The 20,441-nt window shown below is 52.7% G+C and carries 18 protein-coding genes; 9 read left to right on the plus strand and 9 right to left on the minus strand.

Translation table 11 applies throughout. From position 1 onward, the window contains the following. Nucleotides 1-6: 6 nt before the first annotated feature. Nucleotides 7-1,365, minus strand: a complete 1,359-nt coding sequence (locus Pla144_RS08800; protein WP_146450145.1) for a hypothetical protein — start codon at nucleotides 1,363-1,365, stop codon at nucleotides 7-9. A gap of 207 nt (nucleotides 1,366-1,572) precedes the next feature. On the opposite strand from Pla144_RS08800, the gene Pla144_RS08805 reads away from it, so the two are divergent. The 3 genes from Pla144_RS08805 (at nucleotide 1,573) to Pla144_RS08815 (ending at nucleotide 5,354) form a co-directional block, all read left to right on the plus strand. After that, nucleotides 1,573-2,697: a saccharopine dehydrogenase family protein gene (locus Pla144_RS08805; RefSeq protein ID WP_146450148.1), complete on the plus strand. Its 1,125-nt coding sequence runs from the start codon at nucleotides 1,573-1,575 to the stop codon at nucleotides 2,695-2,697. Nucleotides 2,698-2,765: 68 nt separating this feature from the next. Then, nucleotides 2,766-4,304 (plus strand): L-piperidine-6-carboxylate dehydrogenase, encoded by a 1,539-nt coding sequence (gene amaB, locus Pla144_RS08810; RefSeq protein ID WP_146450150.1) that lies wholly within the window; start codon nucleotides 2,766-2,768, stop codon nucleotides 4,302-4,304. 135 nt (nucleotides 4,305-4,439) lie between these two features. Then, nucleotides 4,440-5,354: a hydroxypyruvate isomerase family protein gene (locus Pla144_RS08815; protein WP_146450152.1), complete on the plus strand. Its 915-nt coding sequence runs from the start codon at nucleotides 4,440-4,442 to the stop codon at nucleotides 5,352-5,354. Between the two features lie 46 nt (nucleotides 5,355-5,400). Here the strand turns inward: Pla144_RS08815 and Pla144_RS08820 are convergent, their stop codons facing one another. Continuing rightward, entirely contained in the window at nucleotides 5,401-6,354 is a 954-nt protein-coding gene (locus Pla144_RS08820; RefSeq protein ID WP_146450154.1) for a carbohydrate kinase family protein, read from the minus strand. Nucleotides 6,355-6,376: 22 nt separating this feature from the next. Further along, nucleotides 6,377-8,413 (minus strand): sigma 54-interacting transcriptional regulator, encoded by a 2,037-nt coding sequence (locus Pla144_RS08825; RefSeq protein ID WP_146450156.1) that lies wholly within the window; start codon nucleotides 8,411-8,413, stop codon nucleotides 6,377-6,379. 415 nt (nucleotides 8,414-8,828) lie between these two features. Between Pla144_RS08825 and Pla144_RS08830 the strand changes: the two genes are divergently transcribed. Both Pla144_RS08830 and carA read left to right on the plus strand, forming a co-directional pair. Then, entirely contained in the window at nucleotides 8,829-10,169 is a 1,341-nt protein-coding gene (locus Pla144_RS08830) for a DUF1598 domain-containing protein (RefSeq protein ID WP_146450158.1), read from the plus strand. Nucleotides 10,170-10,440: 271 nt separating this feature from the next. Beyond that, nucleotides 10,441-11,583, plus strand: a complete 1,143-nt coding sequence (carA, locus tag Pla144_RS08835) for a glutamine-hydrolyzing carbamoyl-phosphate synthase small subunit (RefSeq protein WP_146450161.1) — start codon at nucleotides 10,441-10,443, stop codon at nucleotides 11,581-11,583. A gap of 61 nt (nucleotides 11,584-11,644) precedes the next feature. On the opposite strand, the gene Pla144_RS08840 is transcribed toward carA, so the two are convergent. Together Pla144_RS08840 and Pla144_RS08845 are read right to left on the minus strand one after the other, a co-directional pair. After that, nucleotides 11,645-12,052 carry a hypothetical protein gene (locus Pla144_RS08840; protein ID WP_146450162.1) on the minus strand — a complete coding sequence of 136 codons (408 nt, stop codon included), beginning with the start codon at nucleotides 12,050-12,052 and terminating at the stop codon, nucleotides 11,645-11,647. Nucleotides 12,053-12,140: 88 nt separating this feature from the next. Continuing rightward, on the minus strand, nucleotides 12,141-12,785 hold the full coding sequence (locus Pla144_RS08845) for a hypothetical protein (RefSeq protein ID WP_146450164.1): 645 nt from the start codon (nucleotides 12,783-12,785) through the stop codon (nucleotides 12,141-12,143). Nucleotides 12,786-13,104: 319 nt separating this feature from the next. Here Pla144_RS08845 and Pla144_RS08850 point away from each other — a divergent pair, with 319 nt between their 5' ends. Next, nucleotides 13,105-13,479 carry a hypothetical protein gene (locus Pla144_RS08850; protein WP_146450167.1) on the plus strand — a complete coding sequence of 125 codons (375 nt, stop codon included), beginning with the start codon at nucleotides 13,105-13,107 and terminating at the stop codon, nucleotides 13,477-13,479. Nucleotides 13,480-13,499: 20 nt separating this feature from the next. On the opposite strand, the gene Pla144_RS08855 is transcribed toward Pla144_RS08850, so the two are convergent. After that, nucleotides 13,500-14,024: an NUDIX hydrolase gene (locus tag Pla144_RS08855; protein WP_146450169.1), complete on the minus strand. Its 525-nt coding sequence runs from the start codon at nucleotides 14,022-14,024 to the stop codon at nucleotides 13,500-13,502. A 214-nt stretch (nucleotides 14,025-14,238) separates the two neighbouring features. Between Pla144_RS08855 and Pla144_RS08860 the strand changes: the two genes are divergently transcribed. Continuing rightward, nucleotides 14,239-15,369, plus strand: coding sequence for a hypothetical protein (locus tag Pla144_RS08860; protein WP_146450171.1), 1,131 nt, complete (start codon nucleotides 14,239-14,241; stop codon nucleotides 15,367-15,369). 44 nt (nucleotides 15,370-15,413) lie between these two features. Further along, nucleotides 15,414-15,902: a hypothetical protein gene (locus Pla144_RS08865; protein ID WP_146450173.1), complete on the plus strand. Its 489-nt coding sequence runs from the start codon at nucleotides 15,414-15,416 to the stop codon at nucleotides 15,900-15,902. A 17-nt stretch (nucleotides 15,903-15,919) separates the two neighbouring features. Here Pla144_RS08865 and ygfZ read toward each other — a convergent pair whose 3' ends face one another. Together ygfZ and Pla144_RS08875 are read right to left on the minus strand one after the other, a co-directional pair. Further along, complete coding sequence (ygfZ, locus tag Pla144_RS08870; protein WP_146450176.1) at nucleotides 15,920-16,942, minus strand: CAF17-like 4Fe-4S cluster assembly/insertion protein YgfZ; 1,023 nt, start codon at nucleotides 16,940-16,942, stop codon at nucleotides 15,920-15,922. Continuing rightward, nucleotides 16,939-18,132 (minus strand): lactate racemase domain-containing protein, encoded by a 1,194-nt coding sequence (locus tag Pla144_RS08875; RefSeq protein WP_146450178.1) that lies wholly within the window; start codon nucleotides 18,130-18,132, stop codon nucleotides 16,939-16,941. Before Pla144_RS08875 ends, ygfZ begins: the two co-directional genes overlap by 4 nt. A 154-nt stretch (nucleotides 18,133-18,286) precedes the next feature. Here Pla144_RS08875 and pgk point away from each other — a divergent pair, with 154 nt between their 5' ends. Next, complete coding sequence (gene pgk / locus Pla144_RS08880; protein ID WP_146450180.1) at nucleotides 18,287-19,672, plus strand: phosphoglycerate kinase; 1,386 nt, start codon at nucleotides 18,287-18,289, stop codon at nucleotides 19,670-19,672. Here the strand turns inward: pgk and Pla144_RS08885 are convergent. Further along, on the minus strand, nucleotides 19,669-20,010 hold the full coding sequence (locus Pla144_RS08885) for an Hpt domain-containing protein (protein WP_146450183.1): 342 nt from the start codon (nucleotides 20,008-20,010) through the stop codon (nucleotides 19,669-19,671). The two genes, pgk and Pla144_RS08885, sit on opposite strands and share 4 nt — an antisense overlap. Nucleotides 20,011-20,441 lie beyond the last annotated feature (431 nt).

A 20,441-nucleotide genomic window follows, 5' to 3' on the forward strand; every position in this document is an offset into this window, starting at 1 on the left:
TACTCCCTACCACTTGCGTGGATCAGTACGTGCAATGATGTCGCTGACGCCGGTTTGATTGAAACCTTTGTAGCCGTCATTGCGTTCCAGAATCTCTAAGTGGGAACCAATGGCCCCCTCGCGGCGGAATTGTTCAGCATCCTGGGGAGAAATCTGGCCAGCAGAAAGGGCGACGTCGATCCGCACTGAGTCGACTTTCCAAATTTCTCCCGTAGTGAAGGCCTGACGCAAATGAGGGAAATCGGTAAAAGGAGCCATTGTATTGACTCCAGCGTCGGCAAGCTGCTGACGTGCCCGATCGAAATCGAACTGACATTCGAGATGATGCATCCCCGCTGAGAGAAACGCCTCGCCGTGGAGTTGGCACCAGAGTCCAACCGTGCCCAACTCAGGCCGCAAGGGCAAGCCGAGGTGGGCAAAATCGCCAGTGATTTCCTCGGGCGACATATCGACGTCGGCGAATACGACGAATCCCGCCCCAGATTGCTCTAGAACCTGCGCTCCCCAGCCCGCTTCGATACCAGCGTAAAATCTTTCGCGGCAATGAAAGCCCAATAACTCGAGCATCTCTACCAAGTGGTGAAAGCAAGCACGACTTGAACGGTAAGTGTGATGGTCGTGGTTTGCCCAGCCAAGCCCCAACTTCTGCTGGCGGTCGAACTGAACCTGTGCTGCGTGGTTACGGCTTTGCCAATAACGTCGCTCAGCTGCAAAAAATAACGCGCAAGCCCGATCAATGCCAATCTCGGCGACTGCATCTTCAATCAGTTTCTTGGTATAAGCGTAACCCGCCTCGGCGTCGGCGAAGTGGCGTTTACGTTCGCAGAATACGGCAAGATGTTCGCGAGCTGCAGCGATGTCAGCATCAGTTTCACTGGAAAAACCAAAACCGCTCCACCCGTGTCGCTCAACAGCCACAAGCAGCGTATCGTTGTCCTCTGAAACAAGCAGAGTACGATGAGCGCTCCCCGCTTTGCCTCGGGGTTTCGCAGCAAGGACCGGATAGCAAGCCGCAAAGTCGTCAACACTTTCCACTTTCACATGAAGACTGGCTGATCCGCTCTCAGTGAGCTTAACCACCGGGAATATGCCTTCCGGGTGTTTCCAGGTATTTTGCCCCGAATCGATGAACCCCGTTTCAACGAGACTGTTGGGCAAATCGCTAAACCAATCGACGGGAACCACGAACGCATCCACCCAATCCCCTATTCGATTTCCCGTTTCGTCGCGGAGTCTTTCGGAGAGGCGGGCAATGTCCGTGTTCGCGGTCACGAATTTTTCTAGAAGCTGCGAGACCAAACGGGATGCGGATGGTTGGCGTTCCCAGGTAAAAGCGGTCAGTGCGTCGATCGTATCGTTGGCCATAACTCCCTCTCTTGACAATTCAGACTTTATTGGATTTCCCTGCTTTCCAGTGGACCAAAAGATTGACTTTGAGACAATTGAAACTTGTGCGCAGCAAGTTCACGTAATAGCGCAACTCGACTGTCCTTATCATCCACCCATCTGCTATTCTCACTGTCAAGCCAACCCATCAACCATTTTAACACTACCTTTCCAGAGAAGAATAGAATGAAGCATCGCGTATTATTGCTGGGTGCAGGGAAAATCGGCCGGATGATCGCTCGGTTCTTGGTCGACTCAGGTGACTACGAAGTTACCGTCGGCGACGCAAACGCGGCTGCACTCCAGCGGATTGCTGACCGAGTTAAGGTCACAACCTTGCAGATTGACGCCTCGGACAGCAAGCAACTCACGGCTTCTATGCAGAACTGCGATTCTGTGATCTCGGCGCTGAGCTTTGCCTTCAATCCACGAGTGGCTCAAGTCGCCTTGGAGACTGGCACAAGCTATTTCGACCTGACCGAGGACGTCTCCACAACGCAGGCTGTGCGACATATCGCTTCACAAGCTGCCCAGCGGCAAATCTTCATGCCGCAATGCGGGTTGGCACCTGGATTCATCTCGATAGTTGCTAATCATCTTACGCATTCCTTCGACCAGATTGATTCGGTCCGGATGCGAGTGGGGGCCTTGCCACAGTTTCCCACAGGGGCGCTGAAGTACAACCTCACCTGGTCGACCGATGGTTTGATCAACGAATACTGCAATCCATGTGAAGCGATCCACGAGAATCAACGCATCGACGTCTTGCCTTTGGAAGGATTGGAACATTTTTCACTCGATGGCGTCCGCTATGAGGCCTTCAATACCAGCGGCGGTTTGGGAACCTTGTGTGAAACACTCGACGGCAAGGTACGGCAACTCAACTACAAAACGATCCGATACATCGGCCATCAAGAGCATATGCTGCTGCTGGTCAACGAACTCCGCCTCAACGAACGCCGCGAGATTCTCAAGGACATCTTGGAAAATGCGGTGCCGATTACGTATCAAGACGTGGTGGTAACCTTCTGCACTGTCACCGGCATGCGCCGCGGACAACTGGTGCAGATCACTGATGCTCGCAAGATTTATCATGAAAAAATTCAAGAGGAAAACTGGAGCGCAATCCAAATCACTACCGCCGCGGGCATCTGTACGGTCCTTGACATGCATGCTAAGGGCGAACTGCCAGCGAGTGGCTTCGTACGGCAAGAGCAAGTCGACTTTGAACGCTTCATCACGAATCGCTTCGGGCAGTATTACGACTCTCTCACCGCTACTCGCTTCAGCACCACGGAACATGACGAGTAATCGCTCAATCTGATCCAAGGCCCTAGCCGCGACTCAACGAGTCGCTGGTCCCCAACTGGAACTTAAGAATGAACGCACACCTTCAAAAAGCTTGCCAACAACTGGGTCTACCAAATGATCATCTAGCCATCTCAATCGGCAGTAACTGGCAACCAGGCCGAGGAGAATCTCTTAACGTTCGTTCACCTATCGATGGCCAGACTCTCGCCGAATTCAAGATGGCAGATGCTCGCCAAGTGGAAGCGGTTGTGAAGGAAGCAACCGCTGCCTTCGTAAAATGGCGAACTGTCCCAGCGCCTGTGCGAGGCGAATTTGTCCGTCAGTACGGCGAGAAACTCCGTGAGTTCAAGCAGTCACTGGCAACCCTCGTGAGTTGGGAAGCTGGTAAGATAACTCAGGAAGCTCTCGGTGAAGTGCAGGAGATGATCGATATCTGCGACTTCGCTGTAGGACTAAGCCGGCAACTCTATGGCAAAACGATTGCTAGCGAACGCCCAAGCCATCGGCTGACTGAGCAATGGCATCCGCTGGGACCTATCGGTGTAATCTCTGCCTTTAACTTTCCCGTCGCCGTTTGGGCCTGGAATGCTGCGATCGCCTGGGTATGCGGCGATCCAGTAATCTGGAAGCCTTCCGAAAAAACACCCCTGACCGCCATCGCCTGCCAGACACTGTTTTCGCAAGTTCTTGCCGATAACCCCGAAGTGCCCCCGGCCATCTCAAGTCTGATCGTAGGCGGAGCAGACGTGGGCCAATCACTTGCGACTTCGCCCAAACTACCGCTCATTTCGGCCACCGGATCTGTCCCGATGGGCCGAGCGGTTGCCCAGAATGTGGCAGCCCGCTTGGGTCGCTCACTTTTGGAATTGGGGGGCAACAACGGTATGATCGTCGCACCCTCTGCCGATCTTGACTTGGCAATCCGCTCGATTACATTCTCCGCTGTTGGAACTTGCGGGCAGCGGTGCACTTCGCTCCGACGTGCGATTGTCCATGAATCGATCGCCGATAAGCTCCGCGACCAATTGCTAGGCGTCTACGAGAAGCTTCCCATCGGTGACCCTACTTCTGATGGCACGTTAGTCGGCCCTCTGGTAGACGAACGCGCTTTCGATTCCATGGAGTCGGCTCTCGCCGCTGCAAAGTCACAAGGTGGCATTGTGCATGGTGGAGGTCGCATGACCTCGAATGTGCCTCAAGGTGGCTTCTATGTCCGACCCGCCCTTGTCGAGATCGCTTCGGATGCACCGATCATTCAGCAGGAAACGTTTGCTCCGATTCTGTATTTCATGCGGTACAGGAGTCTCGACGAAGCCATTGGCATCCATAACTGTGTTCCCCAAGGACTCGCTTCCGCGATTCTCACCAACGATGTCCGCGAAGCAGAGCTATTCTGCTCGGCAGCCGGCTCCGATTGCGGCATCGCGAATGTAAACATTGGCACCAGCGGTGCTGAAATAGGTGGTGCCTTCGGTGGAGAAAAAGAAACTGGCGGCGGTCGCGAATCAGGCAGCGATAGTTGGAAACTCTACATGCGCCGTGCTACCAACACGATCAACTATTCTACCGATCTGCCCCTCGCTCAAGGTATTCGTTTCGAAGTCTAGACACTCGCGAATAACTTTCGAATAGCCGCCGACATAACTTTCGGCAGGAAATTCAAACCGAACGTGTTCGCATCGGGATATTCTTGGCTACAATAATCGCTCAACTTGTCTGCAACGTCTATAGGAGACCTCCTTATGCAACGTCGAGATTTTCTGACAACCACGGGGGTAGTAGGTGCGAGCCTAGTGTCAGGAGCAGCCACTGTATTTGCCCAACCTGCTTCGCCCAAGCATCATTTCAACCTGAAATTTGCACCACACTTTGGCATGTTCGAGTCGTTGGCTGGCCCCGACTTGCTGGACCAACTACGCTTCGCCTCCGAACAAGGATTTACTGCCTGGGAAGACAACAGCATGCCTAGTCGACCTGTCGGTGTGCAGGAGAAAATAGGCCAGACCATGGCTGACCTCGGCATGACCATGGGAGTATTCGTTGCCAATAAAGTTTCATGGGAGAAACCAGATCTCTCCAGCGGCAGCCAAGAAAGCCGCGATAGTTTTCTCAAAAGTATTCGCGAGTCTGTCGACGTCGCGAAGCGCGTCAATGCAAAGTGGATGACGGTTGTGCCTGGACACGTTGACAACAAATTGCAACTGGATTTTCAAACAGCCAACGTGATAGAGTGTTTACGGCAAGCTGCAGGAATACTTGAACTACACAACCTAGTGATGGTACTAGAACCCTTGAACTGGTGGGCCAACCATGCAGGGCAGTTCCTACAACACACGCCTCAGGCCTACTTAATCTGCAAAGCGGTCAACAGCCCCTCGTGCAAGATCCTCTTTGACATCTACCATCAACAAATCTCCGAAGGGAATCTGATCCACAACATCGACAGGGCCTGGGACGAGATCGCCTATTTCCAAATTGGAGACAACCCCGGGCGCAAAGAACCTGGCACCGGGGAGATTAATTACCGCAACGTTTTCCACCACATCTACAAAAAAGGATTTGAGGGAGTCTGTGGTATGGAACACGGCAACTCGCAAGAGGGTGCCGCTGGCGAGCAGGCGGTGATCGATGCGTATGTCGCGGCGAATGATTTTTGATAGCGATTCCTACGAATCTAAGATTCGCAGTCTAAGAACGTATACCTCATCCAACGCCCGCCAGTTTCGCTGTTGCTTCAAAATCTCGAATCGCGCTGGTTGCCCCTAAACCCGTCACACAACACGCCCCGGATGCTGCAGCGAGCCGTCCGGCATCTGCAACACTCATGCCTCGCAAGATCCCTGTCAGCAATCCTCCCAGGAAGCTGTCGCCCGCTCCCGTGGTATCGACTACAGGTCCAGGCGGAGTAATCGGTGAAACTTCTGTGAATTCATCAGCACGTGGACTCAGCAGGGCGCCCTGTTCCCCGAGCTTCACGCCTAGAAGCCCCTTCGCTCCAGCGGAGCGGTATGTCTGCAGGATTTTCTGTGGATCGCTTTGGCGAGTCTGATGCTTGGCCTCCTTAAGACTGGGAATATACACATCGAGAAAAGGCAAGCAGGCTGAAAGTGGTTCCATTGTGCCACCATCTCCTGCCGCATCAAGAGCCGTGATGCATCCAACCCCCTGAATAGCTTTCAGCACCTCTGGCAAGTCTTCCTGAAGGTTCGGCAAAAGCGAATAGTACCCCAGCAGCATCGCTCGACTACGGGCGAAGAAATCAAGCTTTGAGAGGAAGACACTCTTTTTGAGTTGCTTTGGTGCGCCAACGGCGTGCAAGAAGCTGCGTTCTCCTTGGGGATCGATCAGCACGGCCGTTGTGCTTGTGGGCTCCGATGGGTGGGTGAGAAGTTGTGATGTATCAATACCTTCCGACGCATAGCGAGTGCGAATGACCTCGGCCCACTCGTCGTTGCCGACATAAGTCAAGGCTGCTGTCCGCATACCCATTCTGGCGAGTGTTGTCCCGGCATTGGAGACAATTCCACCCGTGGTGAGAAGGAGTGGCTCGGTACGCACCAACTGCCCGCCGCCAATTGGAGTCTCCAAGGGCACTGGACGTACAAGCACATCCACAACACAGGAACCACAGACGATGGCATCGAATATCTTATTCACGGCACCATTTCATGAAGAGTGCTTACCTTGCACGCGACTTTTCTTCGACGAGCCCATACCGCCGGATCTTTCGGTCCAACGTGGATCGTTCGACCCCTAAGATCCCAGCCGACTTGCTCTTGTTCCAGCCGGTTGAATTGAGAGTCTGTAGAATATGAATTCGTTCCACGTCGGCCAGGGACATCGGCTCATAGTCCTGCGGATTGGCCAATTCCACACCAACCTCAGTGTCGCCGGCCGTTTTCAATGCGGTGAGCACCAGATCGGTGTGATCGACGTAGTCACCCCGGGCCAGTACGACTGCCCTTTCAATAACATTCTTAAGCTCACGGACATTCCCTGGCCAACGGTATCGGAGTAGCTCCTCCATCGCTCGAGGTGTGTATCCCTTGAGTTTGCGACCAGTTTCTTCGCTGAACTTGCGCAGGAAAAACTCGGCCAGTTCAGGAATGTCGCCCGGACGTTTCCTCAGTCCAGGAACAATGATTTCCAGCACGTGCAAACGGAAATACAAGTCGCGACGGAATTTTCCTTCCGCAACGTCTTTCTCCAAATCGCGATTGGTGGCAGCGATCACTCGCACGTCGACCTTGATCTGTTGCGTACCACCCACCCTCTCATAAGGATGTCCTTCGAGCACACGCAGAAACTTTGCTTGAAGTGACTGGCCCATCTCGCCAATCTCGTCAAGCATCAAGGTTCCCTTGTCGGCCTGTTCAAACTTACCTATCTTTCGCTCCGTAGCCCCCGTAAAAGAACCCTTTTCATGGCCGAATAGTTCGCTTTCGAGCAGAGACTCGCTCAAAGCAGCGCAGTTGAGACACACAAACGGCTTTTTTGCTCGTGGGCTGGAATAATGAACAGCGCGGGCAACCAACTCCTTGCCGACACCGCTCTCGCCGCGAATCAAAACCGTAGCCCGACTGGGAGCAGCCCGCGCAATCTGCTGCGATACAGCCATCATCACTTCGCTGGAACCAACAATCTCACTCTGCACTCCCAACTGCTCGCGAAGCTGTACGTTCTCGCTGCGCATCTGGTTGAGATTCTCAGCCAACTCCTGTCGCTTGTTCATGTTTTCCAGAGCCACGCCAACCGTATCTGCCACCGCCAACGTGAATTCTAGATCCTCGGGATCTGTCGTATGTTCGGTTCCGGTTGTGTAGAGATGAATCAGCCCGAAAATGCTTCCCTCCATGCGGATTGGTGCGCAAATAACACTTGTCGCCAGAATTTCACCTTTGCTGTCACGATTACCTAGATCACTGTCATCCATCACATTGCGTGCCATCACCGCTTGGCCGTCGCGCAGAACTGTTGAAGTAAGAAAAGACGATACACGGTGATAGGAATGTTCGCTGTCGCTACGTGAGGCCACTACATCCAGTTCTTCGGATTGACGTTTGCCTGAACTATCATGCGAGCGGAGCAAGATCGCACCAGCATCTACGTTGGTTCCCTCAAACAGTCCGGCGAGTGTCGCGTTCGCGAGTGAGACCACGTCTGTTGACTTAGCCAATTCAAATGCCAGTCGGCAAAGCTTTGCCGCAGCACGCCCCACCTTGGGGAAAAGTTCATCACTCTCGTCCAGATCCGACTCGTCGAGAAAACGGCTCTGATCTTTGCGATGGGTGATCATGGTCGGCTCGAAAGATTCGAAAACGCTCTCGGCGTCCTCAAACATCTCGCCAGTGAGGGCGTCAGGGTCACCCATCGACTTCGACGATTTTAGAAAACTCCCCGACTCCGGAAAAGCCTGGGTCAGATCATGTACGAATGCCAACTGGGAGTTGCCAATCTGTATAATGTCCCCCGGCTGAAGCTCGTGATCTCTAGAAAGTTTGATGCCACTTACCAGGGTGCCATTACGGCTCTCCAGGTCACGGAGCATCCATTTTCCCTGGGTGAAGAAAACTTCAGCATGATTCCTGCTACACCGCTCGTCTTTCACAGCGACTGTGTTGGTAGGTGCTCGGCCGACGGAGGCCGATTCTCCGGGCACAAGGCGCACGACATCCGCCCATTTAGAGCCTTCGCGGATGATAAGATAAGCATTCATGCAGGTAGAATTGAGGCAAGTTGTTGATCTAAAGTATTCATTGTAACCGATTGCTTCACTTCTTGGACCTGCCTCGCTTCCCGGTTTGCATCCCAAAAGGCGGGGTCCGCTGGCACAAACCGCAAAAATCTATTCCACAGAGCACTTCAGCAATTGTCGTCAAAACCCGCAGAATCGTGCCTTCTGCTCTCAATTTATCTCCTGGGACTCCCTTCCAGCGAAGCCAAACGGGATTCTGGCTTGTCAGGCCAGAGAAATAGGGCGAAAAATATTGAATCTCTGCACTTTACCGACTAGTCTAAAGAGTGTGGGCACGAGGTATCGAATGTCCCATGTCTTGTCCTAACTCGACGAGATTGCGTCGCATCGTTCCACCGAATCATCACCGATTTGGTCTTGAGGAGAAGCAGCAGAGATGAACCAAGTTTATTCACGCTATCGTTGTCCTTTCTTTTTTCTGAGCTTAGGTCTCGCCTGGTGTCTGGCCACGGTCGATCTATCAGCTCAGATCGTTCAACAAGCAGTCGGTGGAATTGCAGTCAATGCAGATGGCGTAGTCGAGGCCCCCACGATCGAAGACAAAGCTGTATTGGCCGGTCTGCGAGAATCAGCCCTTGCTGCCGTGCCCGAGGACTTGCAGGCCTTTACCGATCTGCGCGCCGTCTCCCTCAAGCAACTCGAGGCCGAAGTTGCAAAACACTTAGCCAGTGGGACTGATCTTCCAGAATCAGTCCGTTATTTAGCTGGTCTGCAGCGTGTGCAGTACGTGTTTGTTTATCCTGAAAAAAATGATGTCGTCATCGCCGGACCTGCCGAAGGGTGGCGCGTCGATCAGCTGGGTAACGTTGTTGGGGCCACGACCGGACGTCCCGTGTTGCTCTTAGAAGATTTGGTCGTAGCTTTGCGTGCCCGCGATGTCCCACAACTCGAAGCGATCTCCTGCTCGATCGATCCGACCCCTGAAGGGATGCAGCGCCTTCGCGGTGTGATGCGTCGATTCCACTCGATGGGAAATCCCGACCAAACCATGGCCGCCATGGAAGATGCCCTCGGTCCACAAGTCGTTTCGGTGACCGGCGTCCCACAATCGAGCCATTTTGCTCGGACGATGGTCGCAGCCGACTTCCGCATGAAGCGCTTGGCGATGGGATTTGAGCCGGCTCCGTTGGGCGACATGCCAAGCTTTATGGAAATGCTTGCCTCAAGCCGAGGTAGTACCAGTGCGACTCCTCGCTGGTGGCTCGCTCCCAAGTACGAACCGCTGGCTCGAGATGCAGCCGGTCTTGCCTGGGAACTTCGCGGCCAGGGCGTTCAATGCCTCACTGAAGAAGATCATTTCAACTCTGCTGGCGAACGCCAAAGCAGTTCAAAGTCGGGAGCAACTGCCACTGCCTGGGCCAATAAATTCACAGAGCGATTCAACGAATTGGCCGACCACGATTCTTCTTTCGGAGCACTTCGTAATGCGATGGATCTGGCCGTCGTAGCCGCCCTGCTAGACAAGCAAGGATTGCTCGACAAGGCAGAGCTTGAATTGGCCGAGTTGACACACGGACTTGTTCTGAGCGAGTACTATGCCCCGCGCCGAGTGAATTCCCAGGCGACCTTTGTGAAACGGCGCAAGGATTTTGTAGTCAGCGCCTCTGGCGGCGTGCAACTTTTGCCCTGGAAGGTCGCCGAAGAAATCGAAGAAGTCGCTGCCGTAGGCGATGTTCGTGCGCGGCTGACCGCACCCAGCGGCAATTGGACCTGGTAGCCTAGCCGCTTAGCAGTTAATCGATTCGCGGATCTTGATTCAGCCCCTACATCTCCGGGCTATGACTTGTTAGAATCTGCGAAGCGCAAAAAATGAGGGTCCCTGCTCGCCGGGGCAAGAACCCTCGAAGTTTAGGCTGACCGGAGGACTCTCTCTTGAGTCCGACTTCCGGAGACCCACAGCCTATTTCTGGCTATCGTCGCGCCGCTTGACCCGGCTTAACCGCCAAATCCCTCCCTGCACCTCGCACGTAAAGTAACACCCCGCTCAAATGGTACAACCGGCAAAACTAGCTCTCGAAGATGGCACCGTCTACATCGGCACATCTATTGGCGCTGATGGTGAAGTCGATGGCGAAGTCTGCTTCAACACCTCAATGACTGGCTACCAGGAGATTCTTACCGATCCCAGCTATCGCGGTCAGATCGTCACGATGACGTATCCCCAGATCGGCAACTATGGAGTCAACGAAGCAGATTCAGAAAGTGGCCACCCTCATCTGGCGGGATTTGTCGTACGTGAGCACAGTCGCATCGAAAGCAATTTTCGGTCGGAGTCGTCCCTTGCAGAATATCTCAAAAAATGGGGCGTAGTCGCTATCGAATCGATCGATACCCGCGCACTTGTTCGGCGCATACGCTCACAAGGTGCGATGCGTGGTGTGTTATCTACCACTGATTTGAACGACGCGAGTTTAGTTGCCAAGGCTCAAGCGAGCCCAGGACTCGTGGGGCGCGACTTGGTAAGAGAAGTAATGCCCAGCCAGCCTACCGATTGGAGCGAATCAGTCAGCGATTGGACGCATCTGAATGCTAAGTCAGCCGGGTCGTCCTCGACCCCGAACGACCTTCCGCATGTCGTTGCTCTCGACTACGGCATGAAATGGAACATTCCTCGGCATCTGGTCGACCAGGGTTGCCGAGTGACAGTGCTCCCAGGGACTTCGACGGCCGCAGAAGTTTTGGCCCTCAATCCGGACGGCGTGTTTCTTTCCAACGGGCCAGGAGACCCCGAACCGCTCGACTATGCGATTGGCACCATCCAAGACTTACTGGGCAAGCAGCCGATTTTCGGCATTTGTCTGGGGCACCAACTACTCTCCCTTGCTTGTGGAGCTAAGACCTTCAAGATGAAATTTGGCCACCGCGGGGCCAACCAGCCTGTCCATCATTTAGGGAATGGGAGCGTGGAGATCACTTCCCAGAATCACGGGTTTGCGGTCGACGAAGCTTCCCTTCCTTCGGATTTAGAGGTTACTCACCGCAGCCTGAACGACGGCACCATCGAAGGAGTGCGACATCTAGGGGTTGCCGCCTTCAGTGTGCAGTACCATCCCGAGGCATCGGCGGGTCCCCACGATAGCCACTACCTCTTCCAGCAATTCTTCGATTCGATGGGCGTGACAGCCGGGTAACCGAGAGCTGAGATTCAAGAGATAATTGCCAGAAGCATGGCTCTTGAGTCACGACTTTCCACTATTCTCCCGTTAGCAGTTCAATCACCTCCAAAGCAGCGATTGCATGTTCCGGTTGGTGCTTGCGGTCGGGTTCAACATTCCGCATAACATCAACGGCATAGCGCAAGTATTGCTCGCGCGACTCTTCGACGAGGTCCCAGCCAATTTCATGAATAACTCGGGGCCACAACTGCTGCGCCTGAGCGAGGGAGTTCGCATCTCCCCGTATCGCCTGGAACACCACGTCGTCAAGTTCTTCTAACAACAACCGCACCTGCTCCGACTCCGGGTGGAGCCTACGCGAGGGGAAATCTTCCAGTGCAGTTTCATTTCCATCAGCATCAAAGCTATGGCTAGAATGTGCGGCATGGGGACGGTAGTTCATGAGATTAGAAAAATTAATTGAGACCAATAGGGATATTACCATTTGTATCTAGAAGGGTGAGTACGCGAAATGCTGGGTGGATAAAGATACTCGGCACAACGATTAACTTCACCCACTCACCATGACATTCTCACTTCTTAGGCTTACGGCGAGACTTGGCACTCTGACGAAGTTCGGCGCTCTTGGCAATCGAACGGGCGGATGTCGTTGGTATTGGTTGGTCAGAAACTGCTTCCTCATTGCGAATCGTGACCTTTTCCAGTCGGGTAAAGAGTCTGGCATGATATTCGTCAAGTGCGTCGCGTAATTGTCGAAATTCTTCTTGCCAAAGTTCCCGATCTGCCCCTGAACGCTGTTGTTCAAACACGAGCGAACTCTCAAGCTGATTGATCTGCTCATGGGCAGTCGCCAATTCTTCCTTCAGCTTCGTGCATTCACTCTCCAACTCCTCGAATTCCAAGAGTTGCCCGCTATTCGCTTCTTCCAGTTTTTTGGATTCTTCCTTGACGGACGCCAATTCGTTCTCAAGCTGCGCGAGGTGCGTTTGAACGTCGGATTCAATCTGTGGATATTTTTCCAGCGAATCCGCGCGGAGATTAAGTTCAGTTTCTTTGCGTGCCAATTCGCTCTGCCACTGCGTTAGTTCCTCATGCAACTTTTCTAGGGCAGCAAATGAATCATGAATCCATTCTCCAAGATCGTCGTTTTCATTTCGGATCGCTCCTAATGGCTCTAGAACTTCCTGCAGTGTTTCAAATGACTGGATAGTAGACATGGCTAGAGTTCCGTTTGTTCGCGCACACGAAGTAAGTGCTGCCAATTTGGTGGTATCACCTGTTGGGTGGGCTTGAATATGGGGCTGTCGAAGCAGCTATTGCGGCAAGGGTGGGTAGGGCCGCACAGGGATAAGTAGGGGCAAGAGATAGCAAAACACTCCGCCGAAGAAAAAATAGCTTACAACTGACCTGTTCGCAAATCATATTCCTCGAGAATTTAGATGGGGCGGCTAGTCAGGCCGCTGGGCAAGAAGTTTAATGATTTTGCGGCAGTACGCTGCCTTTTTGCAACACTGTGAGATTCCCGAAACATTCCCAATGTCCACAAAAAAAAGCAAACCACCCAGAAAGCCCAAGCCTTCTAAAAAGCTTCGCTATCGTGCTCCCTCAGAATCAAAGGCAAGTGAAGCAATCACAGTGGCTTGGACGGTATCGATTACGACTCTGTTTGGCTGTAATCTGGCCGTCCTGGCGATCCACTATTGGCTCAAGGCAGATCCCCAGGCCCAAAGCCTGGCAATGCTCAAAGAACTGCTACTTTTTGCGGGAGCGATCGTCGGTGTCGTTTCGCTCGTCTTGTTGCCAGCCGTTTATCGATTGCGGAGTGTCTCCCCTCCGACGGGATTGGCCGTGTTCGGTGCGTGCCTGGCAGCAGCGCCTCTACTGACGCTCTTCCTGCGAAGCTTGCAATGAAGCGAATCAGCCCATCGATTTCAGCCCTTCCGCAACCGATCCCACAATAAGATGCCGACGACTGTCTTGGCGTCCTCAATCTCACCACTCAGCACCATCGCTACTGCATCGTCCCATGGAACGATCAAGTTTTCGATCTCTTCACCGGATTCTCGGGCAGTTGGACCTGCTGTGAGATGATCAGCGACAAAAAGGTGCATGCGTTCATGCAAAATACCCGGTGACAGATAGAATCCGGGGAGTCCCAGCCATCGTTCGGCCAAATAGCCAGTTTCTTCTTGCAATTCACGCTCAGCTGTATTTGCAGGCGACTCCGGAGGATCGATGGTTCCAGCTGGTAGCTCGATCAATGTTTTCTCGACGGCAATGCGGAAATTCCGGATCAGACAAACACGATCCCCTTCCAGGAGCGGGATGATTGCCACGGAGCCAGGATGCTCAATAACTTGCCGGCGCAAGCTGTTTTTTCCTTCCCCTGTCGACAGGATGTGCTCCACCACACGAAACCGGCTGGTTTCCAACAGCAGCTCAACATTTTCCGACATTTTAGGCCTTTCCTGAATGCTGGCGCAGGTCCTAGCAGGTTTTTTTCCACTTAAGAGAAACTCTGGTTTGCCGACTATTGCAACCGTTGGTAGGATACTTAAATATGACGTGTGTTGTCCAACCGGGTTGGCATATCTGTCTTCGGGCCGTTCTTGCCAACTGCGTGCGTCCGACAAGCTCTTCCCAAGATACTAAATCTCTGCGATTTACAGCATGAATCCTTCCAACGAACCGTTGAGTCTGTGCGTGGGACGATGGCTTGGGTTCGATGTCCGCATCCATATTCTCTTGCCAATCGTTGTGTTAAGCTCCTTGCTACTGACAAAGGATTTTAATGGAATCCCTATCGAATCAGAGAGCGTCATCACTACCGATGGTTTGCTTATTCCCCATACTTTGGGCGGGGTGGATGCTCGACTGGTTTGCTTGGCGATTGGGGTCTTGTTTTTCAGTGTCTCTCTCCAAGAAGTCGCACGATTGATTGCCGCCAAACGCGTGGGAGGCGATGCGACTTCCTTGGTCTTGGGTCCTATTGGAGGACTAACCAAAATTCATCTTCCTGCTGATCCGCCTGCTCATCTTCTGACCGGTTTGATAGGACCAAGCGTCTCCGTGATCTTCATGTTGATCGCAGGATTCCTGTTGGCATTAAATGGTGATAGCAAGGTACTCCAATTGCTTTTCAGCCCTCTGGATCCAAATATTGTTTATCCCGCAACAGGAGTTGGTCTTCTATCGCTCAAATTAATTTGTCAATTAGTGCTCTGGATTAACTGCTGTTTGTTCCTCATAAACCTTTTACCAGTAGACCCCTGTGCTGGAGCCGAAATACTGAGAGGAGTCTTATGGCCTGTTGTTGGACGCAGCACGGCAACCTCTGCGACTTCTCATGTCGCGATAGGGGCGGCGGTTCTGCTTGCCATTTCAAGTGCATTGTTGGTTGGCAACACCCCCAACGGTGACTTGGTGCCCAATTGGTTTCCCCTCGCACTCGCGTCAGTCTTCTTGCTGTTTTCAGGGCGAAACATCTTACCCTCGAAGAATTACGATGTTGGCCTTGAGATTGACTCCTTCGATTCGGACGATGAAATCTGGCTTACTGATTTGATCGAAGAAGATCATGCTGCAGTGCTCGTCGAGAATATCCAGGACAAGCAACAGGATGCCATCGATCGCAAGCGTCGTGAACGTGAAGCGAACGAGGATGCACGTGTGGATGCAATCCTCGCCAGACTCCATGGATCGAGCTTCGAAAATCTTTCCGAAGAGGAACGGGCGTTTCTCAAACGAGCAAGTCGTCGCTATCAGCGGCGCCGTGGCGTTACCGAAGACAAACTCCTGTAGCTCTGCTGCAAGTGTGGGGTACTGACTCCCAATCCTCCCTGTCCATGTCCCGACGCACAAAAGCCCGTGAAGACCTTCTCCGCGAAGCAACAGCCTTGGTTCCTCGCCTGTTATTGCAGTTGGACCAAGCGGGTCGGTCAGTGGAAGTTTTTGCCGGTTTTCGTAGCGGCAATGCACTGAGCCTCTATTTCGATTCCGACCCCGTGTACCATTTTAATTCTGAGAATCAGCTTCGTCGGGCATTTCTCGACGGTAACATCCTTAAGGCAGACCAGGGCAAACTTGTTGCCTGGGATCCGCTACGCACTTCGGGAAGCGTAAACATGGTCAGGCGAGAATTCTCGGCCGCCGATCAAGAGCAATTAGGCAAAGACCTAATTCGAAAACTGAGAGAATTGAAGAGTTCGCTAGCAGAGCAGCAATTTACCCTCTTGGGGCAGGTTCCGGTCGATGGGAGAGGACTTGAGCGACTCAGTAATTGGCTCGAGTCATTCTGCGATTTCACAGTTGCCAAGACGCCAAATGTTTTTTGAATTCGGTTGAAGTAATTTCAATCCTCTCGCCACATAGAAGCAACAACAACCGCCGTTCCTGCGGGGCATTTCAATTCGCTACCCAGGTGATTGGCTTCCCGCTTTACCATCGCCAGCGCCGCGGGGCGAGACATCCGAGGAGACCAACAGCTTGTTGTAATCGTCCCACCTTCTTGGTCGCCTCGAAGCAATTTCGTTCCTGATTTGGGTGTCGCTTCTCCATCAAGTGAGACTATGACCAGCTTCTTGTTCACATGACCAAGGGCGTCAATGCGGGCAACTGTCTCTTGACCCAGATAGCAACCCTTTGTAAAGCTAATCGCTTGAGTGTCCCGATTCACTTCTTGAGGCAAATTGGAATCATCGAAGTCGGTATCGAACAATGGAAACTGGGATTCGACTCGCAGAGAGGTCCATGCCGGAGAACTCGTATCAATCATCGGCAGCTCAAAGATTTCGGTAATTGGTCCAGTGCCTTCTGAGCGCAAGACAAATCCTCCTGGCCATAGTAGTGGAAGACGCGCCACCAAGCACTGCCTCCCTTCGATTTGACAGGTAATGTGTTGATATGGCTCAGTTGGCAGTTCGCCTTTAACCTCGGGAAGCGAAGCGAAAAGATGTTCCGCAGCGGGGCCGACTATAATTGACCAAGTGTCCTTACCTGTGCTGTCAGCAAGTTCGACATCTTCGCGGATAATATGACGTCCTAAATGGGCAATGATTTGATCTGCTTGCCCTGGAACGGAAAGTAAACAAATCCGGTCCATTTCGACAAACAGGAATAGGTGTGCTTGAATCTTGCCTTTCACATTCGGCAGAAAGGCTTCGCAGCACTGGCCTGGCACTAGGCGGCGAACATCGTTTGTGCAAAAGTTGTGCAGAAATGTCGCTCGGTCGATGCCTGTGACATCAACCTGTGACCAATTCGATAGCGCAACAACTCCACATTCTTGCGAAAGAGTGCGATAAGAGTCTTCCCAAGCTGTTGAAGTTTCCTTGGTCAAGAGATTAGCTCGATGATAGGGGACATTTCGAATCATTCATCATCTGAAAAAGCTGCCTCCAGATATTGAGCATCATGCAACAGAATACAATTGCGATGGGTCTTGATGAGTCGTCGCAGTTCTGAGTCATTGGCGATGGGTGCCAGCCCCAACCTTTCAACGGTCGTTGGATCAACCGTACTCGCAAGATAGACAGTATGTTGCTGGAGGACCCGGCACAATTGGAGGGCAAAGATACTATCCTCGAACTGGTCGCGCTTTAGCTTTTTCTCAACGAGCGACAAGTCCGCTGCATCCAGCATTCGCCTCAATGACGGGCCTAGCGGTGAACCAATCTCCGAGCAAAGCGCGATCGCGCCTTTGGATTCGACCAGTGCTTCCGCCGCTGATAAGGCCCGACTCAGAGCGTTCCAATTCTGTTGCGATTTGTCGCCGCATATCGATGCGACAACTAAGTCTGCCCGCTTCGGAAGCGAATGCCTCCAGATTTCTCGATAGCTTTCAGTAGAACGCCTAGCCGCTGCCAAGGGAGTTCCACAAAAGCATCTCACAACCGTTCCTTCAGGACCAGGGACAACCTGCAAAGCCAGACCCAAGCCGAGCAACCAATCGCATGTGTCTGATTCCTTAGCCAGAACGGCGCGCTTGCCAGCCGTATCCCCGCTACGAGGCGACTGAAATCGCCCGAGTGTTTCTAGGTCTGAGAAAGTAGGCAATATCCTTGCCATCAGGCGATCGCATGATTGCTCCCCTTGGGCAGGTCCGATGGATAGGACTAGATCCGCATCAGACAGAACTCGATTGAGCCTCAAGGGATCACCAGCTTCAGTGACACCGAGTAACGCCAGTTGCTCGCTGCTATTTGGAACATGCTCAATCACCGCAATTTGGCTTCCGGCTGCCTCCTGCAATTCGGATCGCAAATGCTGCGAGGTGACAAGAACAGTGATATTCTCCTCATCGATCCCCGCGTGGGAAAGTGCCGCCAGCGTACCGGCAAGGATCTGCTTGACGCAAGGTATGCCTTGCTGGACGGCGATTGCGACTCGATCACCTGGGACAGTTGCATTCGAGAGCGAAGGGTAGTCGAGTGGTTCATCGAATGCGTGCATGAGATGATCCAGTAATTCCTTCTCGGAAAGGGGGTTACAAGGATGGGCACTCAGGATGGTGATCCCCGAATGAGTGATATCGGCTGGGTTGATTGTTTCAAGATTTGTAACCATGTAAATATTCGGTGAAACGTTTTGTGAGAGACTTGTTAAGCTCGACAAAATCTCCTATTTTCGTGCATTCATCTGCTGGGTGTAGGTAGATCTCAATAGAACTCCTCGCATCATACAGTTTCCACCTTTTTCCCGTCAAACAAGGAAGAACCAAATGTCAGTTTCTCGCGCTTCAATGATCGAGTGGTGCAATACGCTGCTTGCTGGCCGGTCGGCTGCGCCAAATCTGGAACTGGTGGACTATCTCGCCGCTATCCCTCGACTGGAATCACTGTCCGACGTCCCCGCAGGTACTGCGGTAGCTGTGCGTGGCGATGTTGATGCCAAACCGGGGGCTACGATCGGAGAAGGAGATATCCGACTGCAATCCATGGTCGAAACCTTGAAGTTCGGCATCGAACGTGGATGGAAACAAGTCATCTTCGGCCACATCGGTCGAAAGCCAGAAGGCTCGCTCGAAAAGGTGGCTGCCCGTCTAGGAGAACTCCTGAGACAAGAGGTGCCATTGGTCAGCGACTGGATCGATGAGAAGTCAGATTCCATCACTGACTCTGCACGCGACAAGATCGCCGCGGCGAAACCAGGTTCGGTAACTGTCTTGGAAAACACCCGTCGCTATGAAATCGAACGGATCCTTTGGAAGGCATCGGCAGCTGATGTTGACTCAAATGCGGATCGACTCACCCATTTCTCCAACGAGTTTGCTGAGAAGATTGCGAGTGTCTATGTCCATGAAGCACTCTCCGCTGGCAGCCTGGATACTTCGAGCACGGTCTTGCCGGCCGCGATGGATCGTGTCGCCATGGGACTCTATGAAGCGGCAGAGTTTGAAGGGCCTATGCGAAAATGCTTAGGCACGCAACTGGTCATCTTCAGCGGTCTCAAGATCGACAAGCTAGACGATCTCGATGCAATGATCGGCCGCGGAAGCATCGAATGCGTTTTTGCCGCTGGCTCACTAGCCATGGCGCTAAAGAAAGCAATCGGGGAACTCGACGGCAATCCTTGTTGCCTAGGTGTGGCTGAGGATCCTACCCATGCCGACAAGCCATATTTCATCCCCGCCGAGCGGATTGCTCAGGCCAAGCGTATGGTCTCCGAAGGACGTGCCAAAGGGATCAAGTTCGTCGTACCCGTGGATTCAGTCATCGAAGATGGTTCGGTCGTGGACGAACTACAGCCCGGCCAGCAGCAATTTGACATCGGCCCAAAAACGAGCAAACTTTTTGAAGAGAAGATCGGCGATTTTATCGCCTCTCACCCCGATGGGGGCGTCGCATTCCACAACGGAGTGTTTGGAATGTTTGAAGACCCGCGTTTCGAGGCAGGCACCAAGAACTTCATTCCTCAGCTACAACGAATGACCCAAGCAGGCATCGCCGTCTATGTCGGCGGCGGAGAAGGGGGCAAAGCTCTCGAACTCTACGGCCAACCCGACTGGGTGACTCACGTCTTCACAGCCGGAGGCACGGTTCTCAATGCTCTTGGCAGCGAACCGGTACCCTACTTGGTTGCCCTACGACTTGCGGCTATTCGTTAAGCGATTCTCTTGCCCGGAACGCCCGCGCGAATCTGTTCGCAGTATTCAATGAAGTTGTCTAACGATTGCAAAATCGCTTTCGTGGAATTCGATCCACGACATGCATATTCAATACGCGCTGCAAGCGTGCTGAGCTGGGGAAATCCATAGCTGCTCGCATTGCCATTGATTTGGTGTGCGACGCGAGCGAATGATTCCCAATCCTCAACCTCTGCGTGGGATTGCAATGTTTCTACACGCCGAGGTAATTCACTGACAAATATCTCCACCAACTCGGCAAGATTTGGATCGTCGCCATATACGGAATAGACACTTTGCAGCGTTTGTGACATTTGCATGGTTAAAACTCCTGGTCAGGGCAATACGTTGGGACGGCTCTCCATCTCGTCCACTTAGTGAGACTGATACAAGCTGGGTTTAAGAAAGCCTAGACCACTTTTCGTCCTGCTGTCATTCGTTTTATAGATATAGGTAAGACAGAAAACGAAGAGAATTTCCTGAGCCCAGTTATTCCCGACAGAACCGTCAGCATCGCAATTACTAGGGAAGTCAATTGCATTTTCACTGATAATGCCGTCCTGCTCTATCTCGAATAGGAATAGAGATCCCACTGCTCTAAACAGTAACAATTGATAGGCGATCTGGCCTGGACGAGTGGCCATTTGGCGGCTAACCCGATGCCAATATCTTTTCAGCGGAGCTGCTCATGCCGCAGGTGGGTTCATTGACTAATGGCATTTAGTGACGTTTGGGGAAACAGGCGGCCAAC

Origin of the sequence: Bythopirellula polymerisocia, from assembly GCF_007860015.1 — a bacterium.
GTDB classification, from domain to species: Bacteria; Planctomycetota; Planctomycetia; order Pirellulales; family Lacipirellulaceae; genus Bythopirellula; species Bythopirellula polymerisocia.

Coding starts and splice junctions, on each gene's coding strand:
- Pla144_RS08800 (WP_146450145.1), bottom strand. CDS start 1,365: ATGGCCAACGATACGATCGACGCACTGACCGCTTTTACCTGGGAACGC.
- Pla144_RS08805 (WP_146450148.1), top strand. CDS start 1,573: ATGAAGCATCGCGTATTATTGCTGGGTGCAGGGAAAATCGGCCGGATG.
- amaB (WP_146450150.1), top strand. CDS start 2,766: ATGAACGCACACCTTCAAAAAGCTTGCCAACAACTGGGTCTACCAAAT.
- Pla144_RS08815 (WP_146450152.1), top strand. CDS start 4,440: ATGCAACGTCGAGATTTTCTGACAACCACGGGGGTAGTAGGTGCGAGC.
- Pla144_RS08825 (WP_146450156.1), bottom strand. CDS start 8,413: ATGAATGCTTATCTTATCATCCGCGAAGGCTCTAAATGGGCGGATGTC.
- Pla144_RS08830 (WP_146450158.1), top strand. CDS start 8,829: ATGAACCAAGTTTATTCACGCTATCGTTGTCCTTTCTTTTTTCTGAGC.
- carA (WP_146450161.1), top strand. CDS start 10,441: ATGGTACAACCGGCAAAACTAGCTCTCGAAGATGGCACCGTCTACATC.
- Pla144_RS08840 (WP_146450162.1), bottom strand. CDS start 12,052: ATGGTAATATCCCTATTGGTCTCAATTAATTTTTCTAATCTCATGAAC.
- Pla144_RS08845 (WP_146450164.1), bottom strand. CDS start 12,785: ATGTCTACTATCCAGTCATTTGAAACACTGCAGGAAGTTCTAGAGCCA.
- Pla144_RS08850 (WP_146450167.1), top strand. CDS start 13,105: ATGTCCACAAAAAAAAGCAAACCACCCAGAAAGCCCAAGCCTTCTAAA.
- Pla144_RS08855 (WP_146450169.1), bottom strand. CDS start 14,024: ATGTCGGAAAATGTTGAGCTGCTGTTGGAAACCAGCCGGTTTCGTGTG.
- Pla144_RS08860 (WP_146450171.1), top strand. CDS start 14,239: ATGAATCCTTCCAACGAACCGTTGAGTCTGTGCGTGGGACGATGGCTT.
- Pla144_RS08865 (WP_146450173.1), top strand. CDS start 15,414: ATGTCCCGACGCACAAAAGCCCGTGAAGACCTTCTCCGCGAAGCAACA.
- ygfZ (WP_146450176.1), bottom strand. CDS start 16,942: ATGATTCGAAATGTCCCCTATCATCGAGCTAATCTCTTGACCAAGGAA.
- Pla144_RS08875 (WP_146450178.1), bottom strand. CDS start 18,132: ATGGTTACAAATCTTGAAACAATCAACCCAGCCGATATCACTCATTCG.
- pgk (WP_146450180.1), top strand. CDS start 18,287: ATGTCAGTTTCTCGCGCTTCAATGATCGAGTGGTGCAATACGCTGCTT.
- Pla144_RS08885 (WP_146450183.1), bottom strand. CDS start 20,010: ATGCAAATGTCACAAACGCTGCAAAGTGTCTATTCCGTATATGGCGAC.